The organism is Micromonospora sp. NPDC005806 (assembly GCF_042871425.1).
Lineage (GTDB): Bacteria > Actinomycetota > Actinomycetes > Mycobacteriales > Micromonosporaceae > Micromonospora.
In genome coordinates, this window is record NZ_JBIAIL010000005.1 from 63,149 (window position 1) to 78,868 (window position 15,720).

The window sequence follows — 15,720 nt, forward strand, 5'->3', positions numbered from 1 at the left end:
GAGGCCGTCAGATGCCCGACGGGACGACCTTCACCCGGCCGGGCGATCCTCCTACGATGGGCTCGGCCAGCCGGCCACAACGACGTACGTCGATGCTGAGGATCGGACCGTGCCACCCACCCCACGCTGCCCCGCCGCCCACCGCCGGTCGACCGCCCGGGCGGCACCGCTCGCGCTGCTGACCGCACCGATCGTGCTGGTCGCGGCACTGACCCTCGCCGGCTGCGGAGCACCGCCGGAGCTGAGCCAGCCGGCCACCCCGGCCGTCGCCGCCACCGCCACGCCCACCCCCACGCCGAGCGCGACGCCCAGCGCTCCCGCCACGCCGGCCCAACCGGCACCCGTGCCCAGCCCCTCCGACCTGGTCGCCACACCCTGCCCGTCCGGGCCCTCCGGCGACCGGGTGGTGGCGCTGCTGCGCGGCCCGGCCCGGGTGCTGCCCCGGAACGTACGGGTCAAGGTCCGGACCGGGCCGCTCTGCGCCGGGGGCTGGCAGTACACCGTCCTGGAGGTGACCGGGCACGAGGAACTCCAGGTGGTCACCCAGGGAAAGCCCACCGACCTGAAGTTGGTCACCGCGGGGACGGACGTCTGCTCGGCGGAGGTACGCGCCGCCGGTCCCCCCGGCATCCGGACCTTGGCCTGCACCGGCACCCCGGGTGCGTAGGCTGGTCGCCATGCCGGGAACACCGCCGACCCGCTTCGTCTACCTGGGTCCCGAGGGCACCTTCGCCGAGCAGGCGCTGCGTACCGTGCCGGCCGCCGAGCGGGGCAGCCGTACGCCGGCCCGCAGCGTCGGCGAGGCGCTGGACGCCGTACGGGCCGGGGAGGCGGATGCCGCCCTGGTGCCGCTGGAGAACTCGATCGGGGGCGCCGTCGGGGTGACCCTCGACGAACTGGCCGAGGGGGAGCCCCTGGTGATCACCCGCGAGGTGATCCTGCCGGTCGAGTTCGTGCTCGCGGCCCGCGCGGAGACCCCGCTGCCCGGGGTCCGGAGTGTGGCGGCGCACCCCCAGGCGTCCACCCAGTGCCGGAACTGGCTCCGCGACCACCTGCCCGACGCGACGGTGGTCGACGTGCTCTCCAACGGCGCCGCCGCGGCCGGCGCGGCGGCCGGTGAGTACGACGCCGCCATCTGCGCCCCGATCGGTGCGAACCGGCACCGGCTGACCGTGCTCGCCGACAAGATCGCCGACCATCCGGACGCGGTGACCCGGTTCGCGCTGGTCTCCCGCCCGGGCCCGCCCCCGCCGCCCACCGGGGACGACGTGACGTCGCTGGCGGTCTACATCGCCCACGACCGGGTGGGCGCGCTGCTGTCCGTCCTGACGGAGCTGGCCGTCCGGGGGGTGAACCTGACCCGGATCGAGTCCCGCCCGACGGGCGAGGCGCTGGGCCGGTACGTCTTCTTCCTCGACTGCACCGGCCACGTCGCCGACGTACGCCTCGGCGAGGCGTTGCAGGGGCTGCGCCGGGTCTGCGCGGACGTGCGCTTCCTCGGGTCGTACCCCCGGCACCGCTGGAGCCCGGCGGCGAGCGACCGACCGGTTCCCGCTCCGGCCGGCCTCTCCGACGCCGACTACGCCGATGCGGCGGCCTGGCTGGCCCGGCTGCGCGCCGGCGAGTTGAGCTGAGGGTGCGGGGACGTCTGGGCCGGGCGTCCCGCGCACCGGGCGGTCACTGCAGCAGGCCGCCGAGCAGGCCGCCCTGCTGCTGCTGGCCGCCGCTGCCCTGCACCGGCGGCTCCTCCGAGGGCTGGACCACCACGAAGCCCTGACCGGCGAAGCTCATCGTGAACGCCTCCCCGGTGCTGCGACCGAGGAGGGTGCCGAGGCCCAGCTGCTCGGCCCGGTGGTAGCCGGTCTGCAGGTTGGCCGACCAGCAGACCGCGGCCTGCGGGTCGACGTAGGTCGGGGCGTCCACGTTTAGCACCACCGGGGTGCCCTTGGTGGTGACGGCGATCCGGCCGTGGCCGGTGAAGACGCAGTTGAACAGGCCGGCGGAGGAGGCGAAGCCCATGCCGCTGACCATCTTGATGTCGTAGGTCAGCGTGGAGTCGAAGGCGAGCACGCTGGACCCGTTGATGGAGAGGGCGTCGCCGGGCTCCAGGTCGATGATGTGCACGTCCTTGGAGAGGTCGGCGAGGAAGACATCGCCGCGGCCACTGAGCTTCATCAGCGGGACACCCTCGCCGGTGAGCCGCTGCTTGATGAACTTGCCGATGCCGCCGGAGCCGAGCGCCTGGAACTGCACCTGGCCCTGGTACGCGACCATCGACCCGACGCGGGCCATCGCCTCGCCGTTCAGCTCGATCTTCAGCATCTTGGAGTTCTGCAGCCGCATGCCCGGCTGCTGGGACTCCTTCTCAAGGTTCTCCGCGGAGAACAGCGCGCTGCGCATGGGTCTTCCTCCTGCATCGGGGTGTGCCTGCACCGCAGGTTAGGGGACCCGCGCAAATGCCGGGGATCGGCCGAGCGGGGCGCGACGGCGGTCGCGTCAGCCCCAGCCCAGCGCGTGCAGCCGGGCGTCGTCGATGCCGAAGTGGTGGGCGATCTCGTGCACGACGGTCACCGCGACCTCGTCCACGACGTCCTCCTCGGTGTCGCAGAGCTCGAGGATCGGGTTCCGGTAGATGAGGATGCGGTCCGGGAGCACGCCGGAGTAGTCCCAGCCCCGGTCGGTGAGCGCGTGCCCCTCGTAGACACCGAGCAGGTCCTCGCCCGGCGGGGGCTCGTCCTCGACCAGGATGACCACGTTGCTCATCAGCCCGAGCAGCTCCTCGGGCACCTCGTCGAGGGCCTCGCCGACCAGCTCCTCGAACCGCTCCCGGCTCATCTCCACGGCCAAGCCGCCGATCACCCCCTCACGATCAGCACGAATTCACGGAAGGAGTGGCGAGCACTTCTTCCGTGACGGTGCGGCCAGGCGCCGCGCGCGGTCGCGCGGGCCGGGTCAGGCGAGTCGGGCGTTCAGGGTGATCTGCGCACCCGGGGAGAGCAGCCGCGAGATCGGGCAGTTCTCCTTGGCGGCCTCGGCCAGCTTGGTGAACTGGGCCTCGTCCATGCCCGGGACCTGGCCGACGGTCTCCAGGTCGATCCGGGTCACGGTCATACCCGCATCGGTCTTGTCGAGGTGCACCTTGGCGGTGGTCTCCACCGAGATGTCGGTGGCGCCCGCGTCGCCGAGCTGCTTGGAGAGGGCCATCGAGAAGCAGCCGGCGTGCGCGGCGCCGATCAGCTCCTCGGGGTTGGTCCCCTCGCCCTCCTCGAAGCGCGACTTGAAGGAGTAATTGCCGGTGATACCGCCCTTGCCGGTGCGGACCGTGCCGGCGCCCTCGGTGAGGTTGCCCTGCCAATGTGCGGAAGCGGTACGGATAGGCATGGCACCGACGCTAACCGAAACCGGGCCGCCACGCACCGGGCAGCGGCGAGCCGGACGCCGACTCACGGTCCCGCTCCAGGGCTGCCGGCTGTGGAATGATTCGGGCAGGCCCGCGCACGCGGAAGGGTGGCTGATGTCCCAGGATCTCCCCATCCCCAGGCAGGATCACCGGTCCGACGGCACGACGATGGTGGAGTGGGGTGACGCGGAACCGGCCCCGCCCGGTCGGTTCGGCGCCTCGCTGGCCGGCCTCGCCCGCGACCACCGGGTGCCACCGGTCTTCGCCGGGCTCGGCGCGGTGGCCGCGATCGCCTCGCTGATCGGCGAGTGGCTGGTGATGACGGTGCCGAACGCCGGTCCCGACGGGAACACCGCCGTCCGGGTCCCCAGCGGGGTCGCGGACGTGGGCGGCTTCGGGGTGGGCTACCTGGTGGGCCTCCTCGGCCTGGCCGGCGCGGTCGCGCTGGCGCTGTGGGGCACGGCCGCCGTGCGGCAGAACGCCCGCGTGGCCGGTCTCGGCCTCGCCGCGGCGGTGCTGGCCGCGCTGACCGCCGCAGCCGTCTCCCTGGACGACTCGGGCCAGCGCACCCTCTTCTTCTCGTCCGAGGACGGCTTCCGGGTCGACTACGGGCGAGGCCTGGTCAGCGCCTTCGTGGCCACCGTGCTGCTCGCGGTCGCCCTCTACCTGTCCGGCCGGACGGCCGTCGCGGCGCCCGATCCGGAGGGCGGGCCCGGGGAGGCGTCGGCGCCGCCGACCGGCGGGCGACCGGGGCGGGGCCGGCGGCGGTCGCGCGAGGACGAGCTGCCGCCCGCGCCGGCCGACCTGACGGTCCAGCCCACGGTGCCGTTCGCCCGCCCCGAACCGCCCGGCTGAGCCCGGGGAGTCGGGACACCCGACCGCCGCCGCGGGTTGGCACCCGATTCGCCGAAAAGCCATGGTTGCGACCTGTTCCGCGAGATACGGTTGCTGCCCGCCGTTGGTCTGCCGAGGCATCGAGGACCAGGACGGCCGGCGCGATGGCGGCGGGCGAAGGAGGAGCCATGACCCGCCCGGGACTGCCCAAGCTGATCGCTACCGACCTCGACGGCACACTCGTCCGCAGTGACGACACCGTCTCCGCGTACACCCATGAGGTGCTCGACCGGGTGCGCGCCGCCGGGATCCCGGTGGTCGGCGCGACCGGACGCGGCCCGCGCCTGACCGAGCTGACCCGCAACGACATCCGCGCCGCCGACTTCCTGGTGATGGCCGGCGGGGGACGGGTGGTCGACCAGAGCGACCCGGGGGGGCCGCTGGTGCTGCGGGACGAGCGGCTCTCGGGCGAGGTGCTCGCCCGGCTCCTCGCCGACCTGGAGGCCGCGGTCGGCCCGCTGACCGTGATGGTGGAGGCGTCGGACGAGCACGACGCCCCGCTGTGGGGCGACTACCACCCGAGCTGGCCGTACCCGGACCGGTTCGAGGCGCGTACCCGGGAGGAGTGCCTCTCCTGCGACGTGATCAAGGCGTTCGCCCGGACCGCCGACCATCACGTCGACGAACTGCTGGCGGTGGCCCGCGAGATCGTCCCGCCGGAGCTGGCCACGCTCACCCAGGCCGGGCTCGGTTTCATCGAGATCTGCCCGCCCGGGGTGGACAAGTCGACCGGGCTGAGTGTGGTCGCCGAGCGGCTCGGCGTCGACCCGGCGGAGGTGCTGGTGTTCGGGGACCAGCCCAACGACCTGCCGATGTTCGGCTGGGCCGGCTGGTCGCGGGTGGCGGTGGCCAACGCCCACCCGGCGGTCCGGGCGGCGGCCGACGAGATCACCCTGCGCAACGACGACGACGGCGTCGCGGTCTACCTGGACCGACTACTCTCCCGGTGATGGGAGAGCCACCTCGGCTGGTCGCCACCGACATCGACGGCACGCTGCTCCGGGACGACCGGACGCTCAGCCCGCGCACCGCGGACGTGCTGACCCGGATCACCGCGGCGGGCACGCCGGTCGTGCTGGTCACCGGCCGTCCGATCCGCTGGCTCCAACTCGTGTACGAGCAGCTCGCCGAGCCGCTGCCGGCGATCTGCGCGAACGGCGCGGTGGTGTACGACCCGGTCGCCGACGAGGTGCTGCGGGCCGACCCGCTCGCTCCCGAGCTGCTCGGCGAGGTGGCCCGCCGGCTGCGGGCCGCGGTGCCGGGGGTGAGCTTCGCGGTGGAGATCGTCGACAGCCGGCAGATGCGGCACGAGACGCACTACCCGCTGCGCTGGGACGCCGACCTCGACGCGATCCGGGCGATCGAGTCGCCGGAGGAGCTGCTGGCCGCCCCGGCGGTGAAGCTGCTGGCCCGGGCGGGTGAGCAGGATCCGGACGCGTTCGTCCGGGTGGTGGCCGCGGCGCTGGAGGGGCTGGCCGAGGCCACCCACTCCTCGTACAGCGGGCTGGTCGAGATCTCCGCCGCCGGGGTGACCAAGGCGGCGGGCCTGGCCTGGTACGCCGCCCGGCTCGGGATCGACGAACGGGACGTGCTGGCCTTCGGGGACATGCCGAACGACGTGCCGATGCTGACCTGGGCCGGGCGCGCGGTCGCGGTCGCCAACGCGCACCCGGCCGTGCTGGCGATCGCCGACGAGGTGACCGGGGCGAACACCGACGACGGCGTGGCGGCGTACCTGGAGCAGGTCTTCGGGGTGGCCTGAGCCGGCCGGGGCGCCGGCGCGCCCCGAGCCGGTCAGAGGTACTGGCCGGGGGCGTGCCCCTCGTTGGTCTGCGGCATGCCCGGCATCCCGGGGACCATCCCCCCGGGCCCGCTGGGCAGCGCGGGCCGGCCGGAGCGCATCTGCTCCAGCTGCACCCGGGCGGCCATCTGCTGGGCGACCAGTGCGGCCTGGATGCCGTGGAACAGCCCCTCCAGCCAGCCGACCAGCTGGGCGTGGGCGATCCGCAGCTCACCCTCGCTGGGCGCCTGGTCCTCGGTGAAGGGCAGCGAGATCCGCTCCAGCTCCTCACGGAGCTCGGGGGCCAGGCCCTCCTTCAGCTCGACGATCGACCGCTCGTGGATCTCGCGCATCCGGTGCCGGCTGGCGTCGTCCAGCGGAGCCGCCTTGACCTCCTCCAGCAGCTGCTTGATCATGCTGCCGATCCGCATCACCTTGGCGGGCTGCTCGACCAGGCGGGTCGGGTCCTCACCCTGCCCCTCCTCGGTCTGCACCGTGCCGACGGGCCGACCGTCCGGCCCGACCACCACCACCGTGCCGGGGATGCCATCCTTGCCCTGCTCGTCGTCCTCGGAACGCGCTTCGGTCATGGGACCCATCTTTACCCACCCCCACCACGCGCACGCGCCCGGACCGGCTCCCGGGCCCGAACCACCCGGCCGGGACGCGCTACCGTCGCCGTCATGCTCGCAGACCCGCGCGACGTGCTGACCCGCCCGGCCCCGCCGCCGGACGCCACGGTCGCCTACGGCGACCACCCGGAACAGTGCGCCGATCTGCGCCGACCGGCCGGCGACGGCCCGCCCCGGCCGCTGGTGGTCGTGGTGCACGGCGGTTTCTGGCGGGCCGAGTACGACCGCGCCCACACCGGCCCGATGGCCGCCGCCCTGGCGGCGCTCGGCCATCCGGTCGCCCAGGTGGAGTACCGGCGCACCGGCCAGCCCGACGGGGGCTGGCCGCACACCCTCAGCGACGTGCTGGCGGCGGTCGCGGCACTGCCCGAGCTGGCGGCCGCCGCACTGCCCGGCCGGGTGGCGCCCGGGCCGCCGATCCTGGTCGGCCACTCGGCGGGCGGTCACCTCGCGCTGTACGTGGCGGCGCACGCCCCGGACACGGTCGGCGGGGTGCTGGCGCTGGCGCCAGTCGCCGGCCTGGCCGAGGCCCACCGGCTGGACCTGGACGGTGGGGCGGTGGCCGCGCTGCTCGGCGGCGGTCCGGCGGAGTTCCCCGAGCGCTACGCGGCAGCGGATCCATCGACATTGGTACCGATCCAGGTACGCACAGTAGTGATGCACGGCACGCTCGATCGGCAGGTCCCGGTGACCATGAGCCGCTCGTGGGTGGTCGCCGCACGGACCGCCGGCACCCTCGCCACGTTGGTTGAGCTGCCGGAATGCGAGCATTTCGGGCTGATAGCACCGGACTCGCCGGCCTGGCCCCGAGTGCTGGACGCGTTGCGGTCCCTGCACGATGATCTTCCGGGCATTGACGCAGAGTCGCGGAGCAGGTAGAACGCCGAAGGGGCGTGCACCCTGGCAGCCCTTACGGGAAGGAAATTGGTGTCGCAGATGAACCGCAGGCGGGCACTTCAACTGCTGGCCGCGCTGGGTACCACCGGACTGGCGGCGGGCTGCGGCTCCGACACCGAGAAGGACACCACCCAGCCCGGCAGCCCCGTCAAGATCGGTCTGATCGTGCCGAGCGCCGGCCCGAACAAGGCCGTCGGCGAGGATCTCACCCGCGGCTTCCAGCTCTTCCTCAGCCTCAACGACCAGCAGCTCGGCGGCCACCCGACGACCCTGGTCACGGCCGAGGAGGGTGAGGACGCCAAGAGCGGCCAGGCCGCCGTGGACCGGTTGATCAAGGAGGGGGCGCTGGCGCTCACCGGCGTGGTCAGCCCCACCGTGCTGTCCGGCATCCGGGACACCGTCGAGCAGGCCCGGGTGCCCCTGATCGCCTCCAACGCCTCCCCCAGCAGCCTGCAGAGCGTCGTCTACATCTGGCGTACCTCGTACGTGCTCGACGAGCCCGGCGAGGCGATCGGCCAGTACCTGCGGCAGATGTTGAAGGACCCGTCCAGCCGGATCGCGATCATCACCCCGGACAGCCCGAGCAGCCGGGACGTCATCGCCGGCTTCCGGCGCGGGTACGAGCAGGGTCGCCAGCTCAGCAACGAACCGATCTTCACCCCCGACGAGCCCAACCCCGGCAGGAGCGCGTACAGCGAGGCGATCCAGAAGGCGCTGGGCCAGCGGCCCGACGCGATCTTCTGCAACTACACCGGTACGGCGGCGGTGCAGTTCATCAAGGAGCTCTACGACCAGGGCTACCGCAAGAAGATCTACGGCCCCGGCTTCCTCACCGAGGGCATCGTGCTGGGCGACCTGGACGACGGGGAGGGTGGCAAGCAGCGGGGCCGGATCCTGGACTCCGGCATCGAGACCGCGCTGAACTACTCGCCCGACCTGAACAACACCGCGAACCGGGTGTTCGCCTCGGCGTACCGGAAGACCTACAACGCCTCGCCGACCACCTACGCGATGGCCTCGTACGACGCCGCCCAGGTGCTGGACAAGGCGATCCGGCTGGTCGGGAAGTCCCCGACGCCGCAGCAGGTCAACCTGGCGCTCGGCAAGATCGGCCAGGTCGACAGCCCGCGCGGGGCCTGGCAGTTCAACCAGACGCGTACCCCGCAGCAGAAGTGGTACCTGCGCCGAGTCCAGCTCGACGGCCGGATGCTGGCGAACGTGGTCATCAACGAGCTGGCCACCCTGGGCTGATCCCCCACGTACGCGGAACGGGCGGCCTCCCCGCGGGGAGGCCGCCCGTTCCGTGCTCGGCGCGGGCCGCGCGTCAGTGGCGCAGCTCGGCGATGCAGCACTTCACGCTGCCGCCGCCCTTCTTCAGCTCGGCCAGCTCGACCGGAACCGGGTGGTAGCCGGCCATCTTGAGCTTGCCGGCCAGCCGGGTCGCCTCGCTGTTCAGCACGACGTTCAGGCCGTCGCTCACCAGGTTGAGGCCGAACGCCAGCGCGTCCTCGTCGTCGGCGATCACCGCGTCCGGGAAGAGCTGGGCGAGCACCTTCTGGCTGGCCGCCGAGAAGGCACCCGGGTAGTAGACGATGTTGTCGTCGTCGATCGAGGCGAGCGCCACGTCCAGGTGGTAGAAGCGCGGGTCGACCAGGCGCAGCGAGACCACCGGCCGGCCGAGCGCCTCCTGCGCCTCGGCGTGCGCCGTCAGCTCGGTGCGGAAGCCGTGGCCGGCGAGGATCAGGCCGCCGTGCGCGTCCGGCAGGTAGGCGAAGTCACCCTCGCCCTCGTTGGTCTCGCTCGGCGCGATGAACCGCCAGCCGTTCTCCTCGTAGAACGCCCGGTGCGCGGCGGCCTCGGCGGCCCGCTGCTCGTGCTTGAACTGGGCGCCGTAGACCGTGCCGTCCACCACGAAGGCGCCGTTGGCCGCGAAGACCATGTCCGGCAGCCCACGCTCGGGGGCGAGCAGGTGCACGTCATGGCCGAGGCCGACGAGCGTCTCCCGCAGGCGGTCCCACTGCTTGACCGCCAGCTCCGCGTCAACCGGCGCGGTCACGTCCATCCACGGGTTGATCGCGTACTCGACCGCGAAGTGCTCAGGCGAGCACATGAGATATGTCCGCTTTCGCGGGACTCGCTGCTGGTTCACGGTCACCAAGAGTAGGTACGGTACAACTTTGGTAACAGCCACAACCATTGCTTCCCAGAGGCGGAACGTTGCAGATAGACGCGGTCGACCAGCGAATCATTGCGTTGCTCGTGGCAGATGCCCGCGCGTCGTACGCGGACATCGGCACGCGGGTGTCACTCTCCGCCCCGGCCGTCAAGCGACGGGTCGACCGACTCCGATCCGCCGGGGTCATCCGGGGCTTCACCGCGGTGGTCGACCCGGCCGCCGTCGGCTGGACCACCGAGGCGTTCGTCGAGCTCTTCTGCGCCGGCCGGACCACCCCGGCGCAGATCGGGGCCGCCGCCCGCCGGCACCCCGAGGTGGTCGGCGCCTACACCGTCTCCGGCGAGGCGGACGCGCTCGTGCACCTGCGGGCCGCCGACATCGCCCACCTCGAGGAGGCGTTGGAGCGGCTCCGGGCCGAGTCCTTCGTCACCTCGTCCCGCAGCACCATCGTCCTCTCCCGGCTCGTCGAATCCCCCGGCGTCGGCCCGTCCTCGGCTTGACCTGAACCTCGCTTCACGTCGTCCACTGGATCCCGGGCGGTCCCGGACAGCGAGGAGGCGACGTGCGAGCGGTGTGGCTGCGAGAGTTCGGCGGTCCGGAGGTGCTCGTCCCCGGACCGGCACCGGATCCCGTACCCGGTCCGGGTCAGGTGCTGATCGAGGTGGCGCACGCCAACCTGACCTTCGTGGAGACGATGTTCCGGGCCACCGGGTTCGGGCCGTTCGCCCGGGATCTGCCGGTGATCCCCGGCAACGGGGTCGGTGGGGTGATCGCCGAGGTCGGCCCGGGCGTCGACCCGTCGCTGGTCGGGCGCCGAGTGGTCAGCAGCACCGGCGGCACCGGCGGGTACGCCGAGCGCGTGGTGGTGGACCACGACGCGCCGCTCCCGGTGCCGGACGGGTTGCCGCTGGACCAGGCGGTGGCGCTGCTCGCCGACGGACGTACCGCGCTGATGCTGGCCCGGGCCGCCGGGCTGCGCGCCGGCGAGCGGGTCCTCGTCGAGGCGGCGGCGGGCGGGGTGGGCAGCCTGCTGACCCAGCTCGCCGCGGCGGCCGGGGCCCGGGTGATCGCCGCCGCCGGCGGCCCGCGCAAGGTCGCCCTGCTCCGCGCGCGCGGCCTCGACGCGGTGGTCGACTACTGGGAGCCGGACTGGACCGAACGGGTACGAGCCGCCGCCGGCGGGGTGGACGTGGTCTTCGACGGGGTCGGCGGCCCGCTGGCCCGGGCGGCGTTCGACCTGCTCGACCTCGGTGGCCGGATGCTCAGCTTCGGGCTGGCCGGCGGCGCCTGGGCGGACGTGCCCGAGGAACTGGCCGCCGCCCGCGGGGTCACCCAGCTCCGCCCGGGCGCCCCGCCGGCCGAGCTGCGCGCCCTCACCGAGCTGGCGTTGGCCGAGGGCGCGGCCGGACGGCTCCGACCGCTGATCGGGCAGCGCTTCTCGCTGGAGCGGGCCGCCGACGCGCACGCCGCCATGCAGTCCCGCGCCACAGTCGGCAAGACCCTCCTCGACGTCCAGTGACCGACCCCGCGCCGCCCGCCCAAGATCCGCCCTGATTCACGGAAAGCGTGGCCATTCCGGTCGGGATGACAACTCTTTCCGTGAATCAGCGCGGCGGGTCCGCGCGGCGCGGGCCGGTCAGAGGTACATGCCGGTGCGGTGCTCGGCCTCGGCGCGGGCGGGCTTGTCGCCCTCGCCGAAGAAGCGCTTGCCGCCGAACTCCCCGTGCAGCCGGTCGTCCAGCTCGTCGGCCAGGCCGGTCATCACCTGCACGGCGAGCATCAGGTGGGTGGCCTGGAAGTTGCGGCCGAAGACCGGGATGGAGGCCCAGACCGTGTCGTCGGCGCAGTAGAGGCGACCGATCGGCATCCGGTTGGTCAGCTCGGAGAGCTTCATGTAGAGGCGTTCGGTCGGCTCGACCTCGGTGAGCACCGGGGAGAAGACGTCGACCAGGGGTGGGTTGTCGCGTACCCGGACGAAGACCATCGCCGAGCCGGCCCGGATGTTGATGTCGCCGTCGGAGTCGACCTGCACCTGGTCGGACTTCGACTTGAGCATGGTCGAGACGACCGTACGGACCCGCTCCTCGAGGGCGAGCACGTCGTTGTCGGCGGTCTGCGCGGTGGCCGCGGCGGCCAGCGCCTCGTCGAGGTCGGCCGCCACGTCGCGGTCCGGCCCGAACTCGCTGCGGGCGGTGCCGAGCGGCTCCACCGGCAGCGCCTCCCCCTCGGCGTCGTGCACCAGGTAGACCAGGAAGGCCGGGTGCGGGGCGCCGTAGACGTCGCGCAGCGTCCGGGACAGCACCGCGGCCAGCCGGGTCGCCTCGTCAGCCGCGCAGTCCAGGCCGAACTGCTCGCCCGAACCTTCGACCACGCCGGGCGGGGACCAGCCGAGCGCGATCATGTCCGCCACGGCGGCGCGGTCCAGCCGGTAACCCTGCGGCAGGGTGGCGTTGCCGACCGCCCGCGCCGACAACCGGCCCTCCTCGCCGACGTCCACGCCGATCGAGTAGACGGCGTCCCCGGTGCCGGAGGCGGTCGGGTCGAGGGTCAGTTCCAGGTGCGCGCCGGCCGGCAGGTCGCGCAGCCGGTCGGCGAGCGCGCGGGCGAACTCCCGCCACGCCTCGGTCACCTTGGCCCGGAGGTCGGCCGTGGTCGGCTCGTCCAGCAGGATCGACTCGTACTGCTCCGGCGTACCGCCGGCGGGCTCATTGGCCGGCGAGGGGTGTTCTGCCGTCATGATCGCCTCCGTCCGTCAGGGCCACCCTACCCACGGACGGTTGGGGTCGAATCACGCCGGGACCGAGATCGGACAACGGGTCGGAGACCCGGCGGAGCCGCCTACCCGGCGGGTGCCGTGCCGTCCAGCTCGACCGGCCAGGTGCCGGCCAGCTCGCTGAGCCGGACGGCCGTCGCGGCCGGGTCCGCGCCCCGACCCACGGCCACCCCGAGGAGGTATGCCGTGACCGGCGCGCCCGGGCGCAGCACCTGGTGGGCCACGTCCCTGGCCAGGTCCAGCACGACCGGCACCGACACCTCGGTCGGGTCCAACCCCAGCTCGGCGCAGGCCGCCGTGACCCAGTCGTCCATCACCGTCATCGCGTCCACTCCTCGGCCCGGCGGATGTCCTCGTCAGTGTCGCAGTCGAACCAGGGCGGCGGCCCGGAGCCGGACCAGGTGACCTCCCGGACCACCATGCCGGCCAGCAGGCCGCGCACCGGGGCCCCGTCGACGGTGCCGCCCCGCTCGCCGGCGAGCCGGTCGACCGCGGCCCGCAACGCGGCGACCCGCCACACTCCGCAGAGCTGCTGCCGGCGGCCGTCGCCGTCGACGTAGCAGGCACCGTCGGCGGACGACCTGTCGAGCGCGCGCAGCAGGTCGGCCACCGCCACCCGGGTGAGCAGGGGCAGGTCCGCGGCGAGCAGGGCGACCGTGGCGACACCGGGGTCGAGCAGCGCCAGGCCGGCGGCGGTGGCGGCGACCGGACCGCCACCGGGCGGCTCCTCCCGGGTCACCCGCACCCCCTCGGGAACCGGGCCGACCGCTCCCACCACGATCCGCGGCACGGCGTCGGTGACCGCGGCCAGCACCCGGTGCAGCATCGGCCGGCCGCCGACCGGGCGCGCCGGCTTGTCCACCCCGCCCATCCGGCGGGCCGCCCCACCGGAGAGCACCACCGCCGCGTACGCCGTCACCGGGCCACGGTAACCGCGCCGGCCCGCTCGCGCCCGGCCCGCTCCCGCCCGGCCCGCTCCCGCCCGGCCCGCTCCCGCCCGGCCCGCTCCCGCGCGGCCCGCTCCCGCGCGGCGCGCGTCCCGGCCCGGGCGGGGCCGCCGGACGCGGCGGCAGTTCGTGCGCCGCGACCCGGGCCGGCCGCACCGCTGACTCGGGCAGGGACGTCGCGTGCGGGTGGCCGGGCCGGCGGGGCAGGATGGCGGGATGGGACGGGCGACTGACCGGCGCAGCGTGCTCCGGATCGACCTCGACGCGGCAGCCGACGGGCGCGCCCGGGTGCGGCGACAGGACACCCTGGCGGTGGAGGCGCCGCTGGAGATCCGGGTCGGCGCGGCCGGCCCCGGTCGGCGGAAACCACTCGCGGTGACCATGCGTACGCCCGGCGACGACCTGGACCTGGCGATCGGTTTCCTGCTCACCGAGGGACTGATCCGGTCCGCCGACGACGTGCACACCGCCCAGCTCTGCGCCGGGGCGGAGACGCCGAACACCTACAACGTGGTCGACGTGGTGCTCGCCCCCGGCGTGCCCGAACCCACCACCGACCCGTCCCGCAACTTCTACACGACCAGCTCGTGCGGGGTGTGCGGCAAGGCGAGCATCGACTCGGTCCGGACCCGCTCACTCTTCGCGGTGGCGGACGACCCGCTGGACGTGCCCGCCGAACTGCTCGCCGCCCTGCCGGACCGGCTCCGCGCCGCGCAACGCGCCTTCGACCGGACCGGCGGCCTGCACGCGGCCGGCCTGTTCACCCCCGACGGGGAGCTGGTGGTGCTGCGCGAGGACGTCGGCCGGCACAACGCGGTGGACAAGGTGATCGGCTGGGCGGTGCGGGAACGCCGGCTGCCGCTGGCCGGGCACGTGCTGCTGGTCTCCGGCCGGGCCAGCTTCGAGCTTACCCAGAAGGCCTGGATGGCCGGGGTGCCGCTGCTCGCCGCGGTCTCCGCGCCCAGCACCCTCGCCGTCGAGCTGGCCGAGGAGGCCGGGATGACCCTGGTCGGCTTCCTGCGCGGCCGGACGATGAACGTGTACGCCGGCGCCCACCGTCTCACCGAGTAGGGCTGGGCCGGACCGCTACTCCTCGTCAGCCAGCTCCGGCCGGTGCTCGCGTATCCACCGTTCGACATCCTCCGCGAGCCACACGTTTCCCTGCTGCAGCTCCGCAACCGGGGCCGGGAAGGAGCGGTGCGACGTGATCGCGTAGACGCGCTGGCGGCTGATCCCGCCAAGTCGCATCCGGATCTCGTGCGCGCCCATCAGCTTCACAAGCCGACCGTAGGCACCCGTCAGCGGGTCACGAAGCAAGATGCTTTGCACCCTTGACTAGCGCTGTTGTCGCGAGTCAACATGGCGCTATGGGTAAACAAGCAGCAGCGCTGCCAATTCCGTCGAACCTCGTGCACAGGCGGCGCCACTGGTGGTCCCGGTGCTGCGTTTGTGGCCTTCGCTGGCCCTGCCCGGATCGGCGCTACCGCCCTGGCCCCGCCGAACCACCGAACCGTGCCCGCTGGCTCGACAACGCCCATACGGTTGCCTTCCCACAGGTCGGCCGGGCCGGCTGGTTGACTCCGGCGCAGACCTGGCGAGCAAACGGGGGCCGGTGGTGAGCCGTCCATCCCGCCCCCACCTGCCGATGCGCCCTCTCTGGATGTGCCGCAACTGCGGCCAGCCGTGGCCGTGCGGTCCCGCCCGGTTATCGCTGCTCGCCGAATACGAGGGCGATCGGACGGCCCTGATCCTGTACCTGTCCGGCCAGTTGGCCGAGGCCAGGGGTCAGCTCACGCAACTCGGCGGTGTCAGCGCGCCCGCGGACCTGACCGACCGATTCATCAGCTGGGCCCGCTCCCGGGGCTGAACGACGCACCACTGTTCGGCAGGCCCAGCGGCAGTGACGGCTCCCTACACTGCCCCCATGATCACGAGATGGAATCCATCGGATCCGGCGCCCTCACCACCCCGACCAGGCGTCATCGTCGGCGCTGCAGGCACCCTTGCGGCAGGCGCCGGAGCGGTGGCCATTCTGGTCGGCTGGCAAATGCCTCACGCCGAGATGGGGCTCCTGCTCGGCGGGATGCTTCTGTTCGGCGGCTTGCTCATGCGTATCGAGTCTGCGATCACGCGGGGCATGAACCGGCGGCACGACGCCCCAGACGAGGGGCCGGACTGATCGGCATCCCCCTCCTGTGGTCCGAATGGTGCGACCGCACAG

At 73.4% G+C, this 15,720-nt stretch carries 21 protein-coding genes; 12 read left to right on the forward strand and 9 right to left on the reverse strand.

The window, feature by feature from the left end:
* Window positions 1–178: 178 nt before the first annotated feature.
* Together ACFYOS_RS08145 and pheA are read left to right on the forward strand one after the other, a co-directional pair.
* A complete protein-coding gene (locus ACFYOS_RS08145; RefSeq protein ID WP_387137323.1) occupies window positions 179–667 on the forward strand; it encodes a hypothetical protein in 489 nt (162 codons plus the stop codon).
* A gap of 10 nt (window positions 668–677) precedes the next feature.
* Entirely contained in the window at window positions 678–1,634 is a 957-nt protein-coding gene (pheA, locus tag ACFYOS_RS08150; protein WP_387136905.1) for a prephenate dehydratase, read from the forward strand.
* Between the two features lie 43 nt (window positions 1,635–1,677).
* On the opposite strand, the gene ACFYOS_RS08155 is transcribed toward pheA, so the two are convergent.
* From ACFYOS_RS08155 to ACFYOS_RS08165, 3 genes are all read right to left on the reverse strand, one after another.
* A complete protein-coding gene (locus ACFYOS_RS08155; RefSeq protein ID WP_387136907.1) occupies window positions 1,678–2,400 on the reverse strand; it encodes an AIM24 family protein in 723 nt (240 codons plus the stop codon).
* A 96-nt stretch (window positions 2,401–2,496) separates the two neighbouring features.
* Window positions 2,497–2,841: a metallopeptidase family protein gene (locus tag ACFYOS_RS08160; protein WP_387137325.1), complete on the reverse strand. Its 345-nt coding sequence runs from the start codon at window positions 2,839–2,841 to the stop codon at window positions 2,497–2,499.
* 111 nt (window positions 2,842–2,952) lie between these two features.
* Window positions 2,953–3,381, reverse strand: a complete 429-nt coding sequence (locus tag ACFYOS_RS08165; RefSeq protein WP_387136908.1) for an OsmC family protein — start codon at window positions 3,379–3,381, stop codon at window positions 2,953–2,955.
* Between the two features lie 133 nt (window positions 3,382–3,514).
* On the opposite strand from ACFYOS_RS08165, the gene ACFYOS_RS08170 reads away from it, so the two are divergent.
* The 3 genes from ACFYOS_RS08170 to ACFYOS_RS08180 all read left to right on the forward strand — a co-directional run bounded on the left by ACFYOS_RS08170 (window position 3,515) and on the right by ACFYOS_RS08180 (window position 6,056).
* Window positions 3,515–4,255 carry a hypothetical protein gene (locus ACFYOS_RS08170; RefSeq protein WP_387136910.1) on the forward strand — a complete coding sequence of 247 codons (741 nt, stop codon included), beginning with the start codon at window positions 3,515–3,517 and terminating at the stop codon, window positions 4,253–4,255.
* Between the two features lie 167 nt (window positions 4,256–4,422).
* On the forward strand, window positions 4,423–5,244 hold the full coding sequence (locus tag ACFYOS_RS08175) for an HAD family hydrolase (RefSeq protein ID WP_387136911.1): 822 nt from the start codon (window positions 4,423–4,425) through the stop codon (window positions 5,242–5,244).
* The gene (locus ACFYOS_RS08180) at window positions 5,244–6,056 is read left to right on the forward strand and encodes an HAD family hydrolase (RefSeq protein ID WP_387136913.1); all 813 of its coding nucleotides are present in this window, start codon (window positions 5,244–5,246) and stop codon (window positions 6,054–6,056) included. Before ACFYOS_RS08175 ends, ACFYOS_RS08180 begins: the two co-directional genes overlap by 1 nt.
* 32 nt (window positions 6,057–6,088) lie before the next feature.
* Here the strand turns inward: ACFYOS_RS08180 and ACFYOS_RS08185 are convergent, their stop codons facing one another.
* Window positions 6,089–6,673 carry a bacterial proteasome activator family protein gene (locus tag ACFYOS_RS08185; RefSeq protein ID WP_387136914.1) on the reverse strand — a complete coding sequence of 195 codons (585 nt, stop codon included), beginning with the start codon at window positions 6,671–6,673 and terminating at the stop codon, window positions 6,089–6,091.
* 84 nt (window positions 6,674–6,757) lie between these two features.
* Here ACFYOS_RS08185 and ACFYOS_RS08190 point away from each other — a divergent pair, with 84 nt between their 5' ends.
* Both ACFYOS_RS08190 and ACFYOS_RS08195 read left to right on the forward strand, forming a co-directional pair.
* Complete coding sequence (locus ACFYOS_RS08190) at window positions 6,758–7,585, forward strand: alpha/beta hydrolase family protein (RefSeq protein WP_387136916.1); 828 nt, start codon at window positions 6,758–6,760, stop codon at window positions 7,583–7,585.
* A gap of 48 nt (window positions 7,586–7,633) precedes the next feature.
* A complete protein-coding gene (locus tag ACFYOS_RS08195; protein ID WP_387136918.1) occupies window positions 7,634–8,854 on the forward strand; it encodes an ABC transporter substrate-binding protein in 1,221 nt (406 codons plus the stop codon).
* A gap of 73 nt (window positions 8,855–8,927) precedes the next feature.
* Here ACFYOS_RS08195 and ddaH read toward each other — a convergent pair whose 3' ends face one another.
* Entirely contained in the window at window positions 8,928–9,761 is an 834-nt protein-coding gene (gene ddaH, locus ACFYOS_RS08200) for a dimethylargininase (protein WP_387136920.1), read from the reverse strand.
* Window positions 9,762–9,820: 59 nt separating this feature from the next.
* Between ddaH and ACFYOS_RS08205 the strand changes: the two genes are divergently transcribed.
* Entirely contained in the window at window positions 9,821–10,279 is a 459-nt protein-coding gene (locus ACFYOS_RS08205; RefSeq protein WP_091265141.1) for an Lrp/AsnC family transcriptional regulator, read from the forward strand.
* Window positions 10,280–10,341: 62 nt separating this feature from the next.
* Entirely contained in the window at window positions 10,342–11,298 is a 957-nt protein-coding gene (locus ACFYOS_RS08210) for a zinc-binding dehydrogenase (protein WP_387136922.1), read from the forward strand.
* Window positions 11,299–11,415: 117 nt separating this feature from the next.
* Here ACFYOS_RS08210 and ACFYOS_RS08215 read toward each other — a convergent pair whose 3' ends face one another.
* The 3 genes from ACFYOS_RS08215 to ACFYOS_RS08225 all read right to left on the reverse strand — a co-directional run bounded on the left by ACFYOS_RS08215 (window position 11,416) and on the right by ACFYOS_RS08225 (window position 13,471).
* On the reverse strand, window positions 11,416–12,516 hold the full coding sequence (locus ACFYOS_RS08215; RefSeq protein WP_387136924.1) for a hypothetical protein: 1,101 nt from the start codon (window positions 12,514–12,516) through the stop codon (window positions 11,416–11,418).
* Window positions 12,517–12,617: 101 nt separating this feature from the next.
* On the reverse strand, window positions 12,618–12,875 hold the full coding sequence (locus ACFYOS_RS08220; protein ID WP_387136926.1) for a DUF6457 domain-containing protein: 258 nt from the start codon (window positions 12,873–12,875) through the stop codon (window positions 12,618–12,620).
* Window positions 12,872–13,471: a molybdenum cofactor guanylyltransferase gene (locus tag ACFYOS_RS08225; RefSeq protein ID WP_387136927.1), complete on the reverse strand. Its 600-nt coding sequence runs from the start codon at window positions 13,469–13,471 to the stop codon at window positions 12,872–12,874. The genes ACFYOS_RS08220 and ACFYOS_RS08225 overlap by 4 nt, the downstream gene beginning before the upstream one ends.
* Window positions 13,472–13,715: 244 nt before the next feature.
* On the opposite strand from ACFYOS_RS08225, the gene fdhD reads away from it, so the two are divergent.
* The gene (gene fdhD / locus ACFYOS_RS08230; RefSeq protein WP_387136929.1) at window positions 13,716–14,570 is read left to right on the forward strand and encodes a formate dehydrogenase accessory sulfurtransferase FdhD; all 855 of its coding nucleotides are present in this window, start codon (window positions 13,716–13,718) and stop codon (window positions 14,568–14,570) included.
* Window positions 14,571–14,585: 15 nt separating this feature from the next.
* Here the strand turns inward: fdhD and ACFYOS_RS08235 are convergent, their stop codons facing one another.
* Entirely contained in the window at window positions 14,586–14,768 is a 183-nt protein-coding gene (locus ACFYOS_RS08235; protein ID WP_091348098.1) for a hypothetical protein, read from the reverse strand.
* A gap of 376 nt (window positions 14,769–15,144) precedes the next feature.
* Here ACFYOS_RS08235 and ACFYOS_RS08240 point away from each other — a divergent pair, with 376 nt between their 5' ends.
* A complete protein-coding gene (locus ACFYOS_RS08240) occupies window positions 15,145–15,366 on the forward strand; it encodes a flavin reductase (RefSeq protein WP_387136931.1) in 222 nt (73 codons plus the stop codon).
* Window positions 15,367–15,423: 57 nt separating this feature from the next.
* On the forward strand, window positions 15,424–15,678 hold the full coding sequence (locus tag ACFYOS_RS08245) for a hypothetical protein (RefSeq protein ID WP_387136933.1): 255 nt from the start codon (window positions 15,424–15,426) through the stop codon (window positions 15,676–15,678).
* Window positions 15,679–15,720 lie beyond the last annotated feature (42 nt).

Coding starts and splice junctions, on each gene's coding strand:
- pheA (WP_387136905.1), top strand. CDS start 678: ATGCCGGGAACACCGCCGACCCGCTTCGTCTACCTGGGTCCCGAGGGC.
- ACFYOS_RS08155 (WP_387136907.1), bottom strand. CDS start 2,400: ATGCGCAGCGCGCTGTTCTCCGCGGAGAACCTTGAGAAGGAGTCCCAG.
- ACFYOS_RS08165 (WP_387136908.1), bottom strand. CDS start 3,381: ATGCCTATCCGTACCGCTTCCGCACATTGGCAGGGCAACCTCACCGAG.
- ACFYOS_RS08170 (WP_387136910.1), top strand. CDS start 3,515: ATGTCCCAGGATCTCCCCATCCCCAGGCAGGATCACCGGTCCGACGGC.
- ACFYOS_RS08175 (WP_387136911.1), top strand. CDS start 4,423: ATGACCCGCCCGGGACTGCCCAAGCTGATCGCTACCGACCTCGACGGC.
- ACFYOS_RS08180 (WP_387136913.1), top strand. CDS start 5,244: ATGGGAGAGCCACCTCGGCTGGTCGCCACCGACATCGACGGCACGCTG.
- ACFYOS_RS08185 (WP_387136914.1), bottom strand. CDS start 6,673: ATGGGTCCCATGACCGAAGCGCGTTCCGAGGACGACGAGCAGGGCAAG.
- ACFYOS_RS08190 (WP_387136916.1), top strand. CDS start 6,758: ATGCTCGCAGACCCGCGCGACGTGCTGACCCGCCCGGCCCCGCCGCCG.
- ACFYOS_RS08215 (WP_387136924.1), bottom strand. CDS start 12,516: ATGACGGCAGAACACCCCTCGCCGGCCAATGAGCCCGCCGGCGGTACG.
- ACFYOS_RS08220 (WP_387136926.1), bottom strand. CDS start 12,875: ATGACGGTGATGGACGACTGGGTCACGGCGGCCTGCGCCGAGCTGGGG.
- fdhD (WP_387136929.1), top strand. CDS start 13,716: ATGGGACGGGCGACTGACCGGCGCAGCGTGCTCCGGATCGACCTCGAC.
- ACFYOS_RS08235 (WP_091348098.1), bottom strand. CDS start 14,768: ATGGGCGCGCACGAGATCCGGATGCGACTTGGCGGGATCAGCCGCCAG.
- ACFYOS_RS08240 (WP_387136931.1), top strand. CDS start 15,145: ATGCGCCCTCTCTGGATGTGCCGCAACTGCGGCCAGCCGTGGCCGTGC.
- ACFYOS_RS08245 (WP_387136933.1), top strand. CDS start 15,424: ATGATCACGAGATGGAATCCATCGGATCCGGCGCCCTCACCACCCCGA.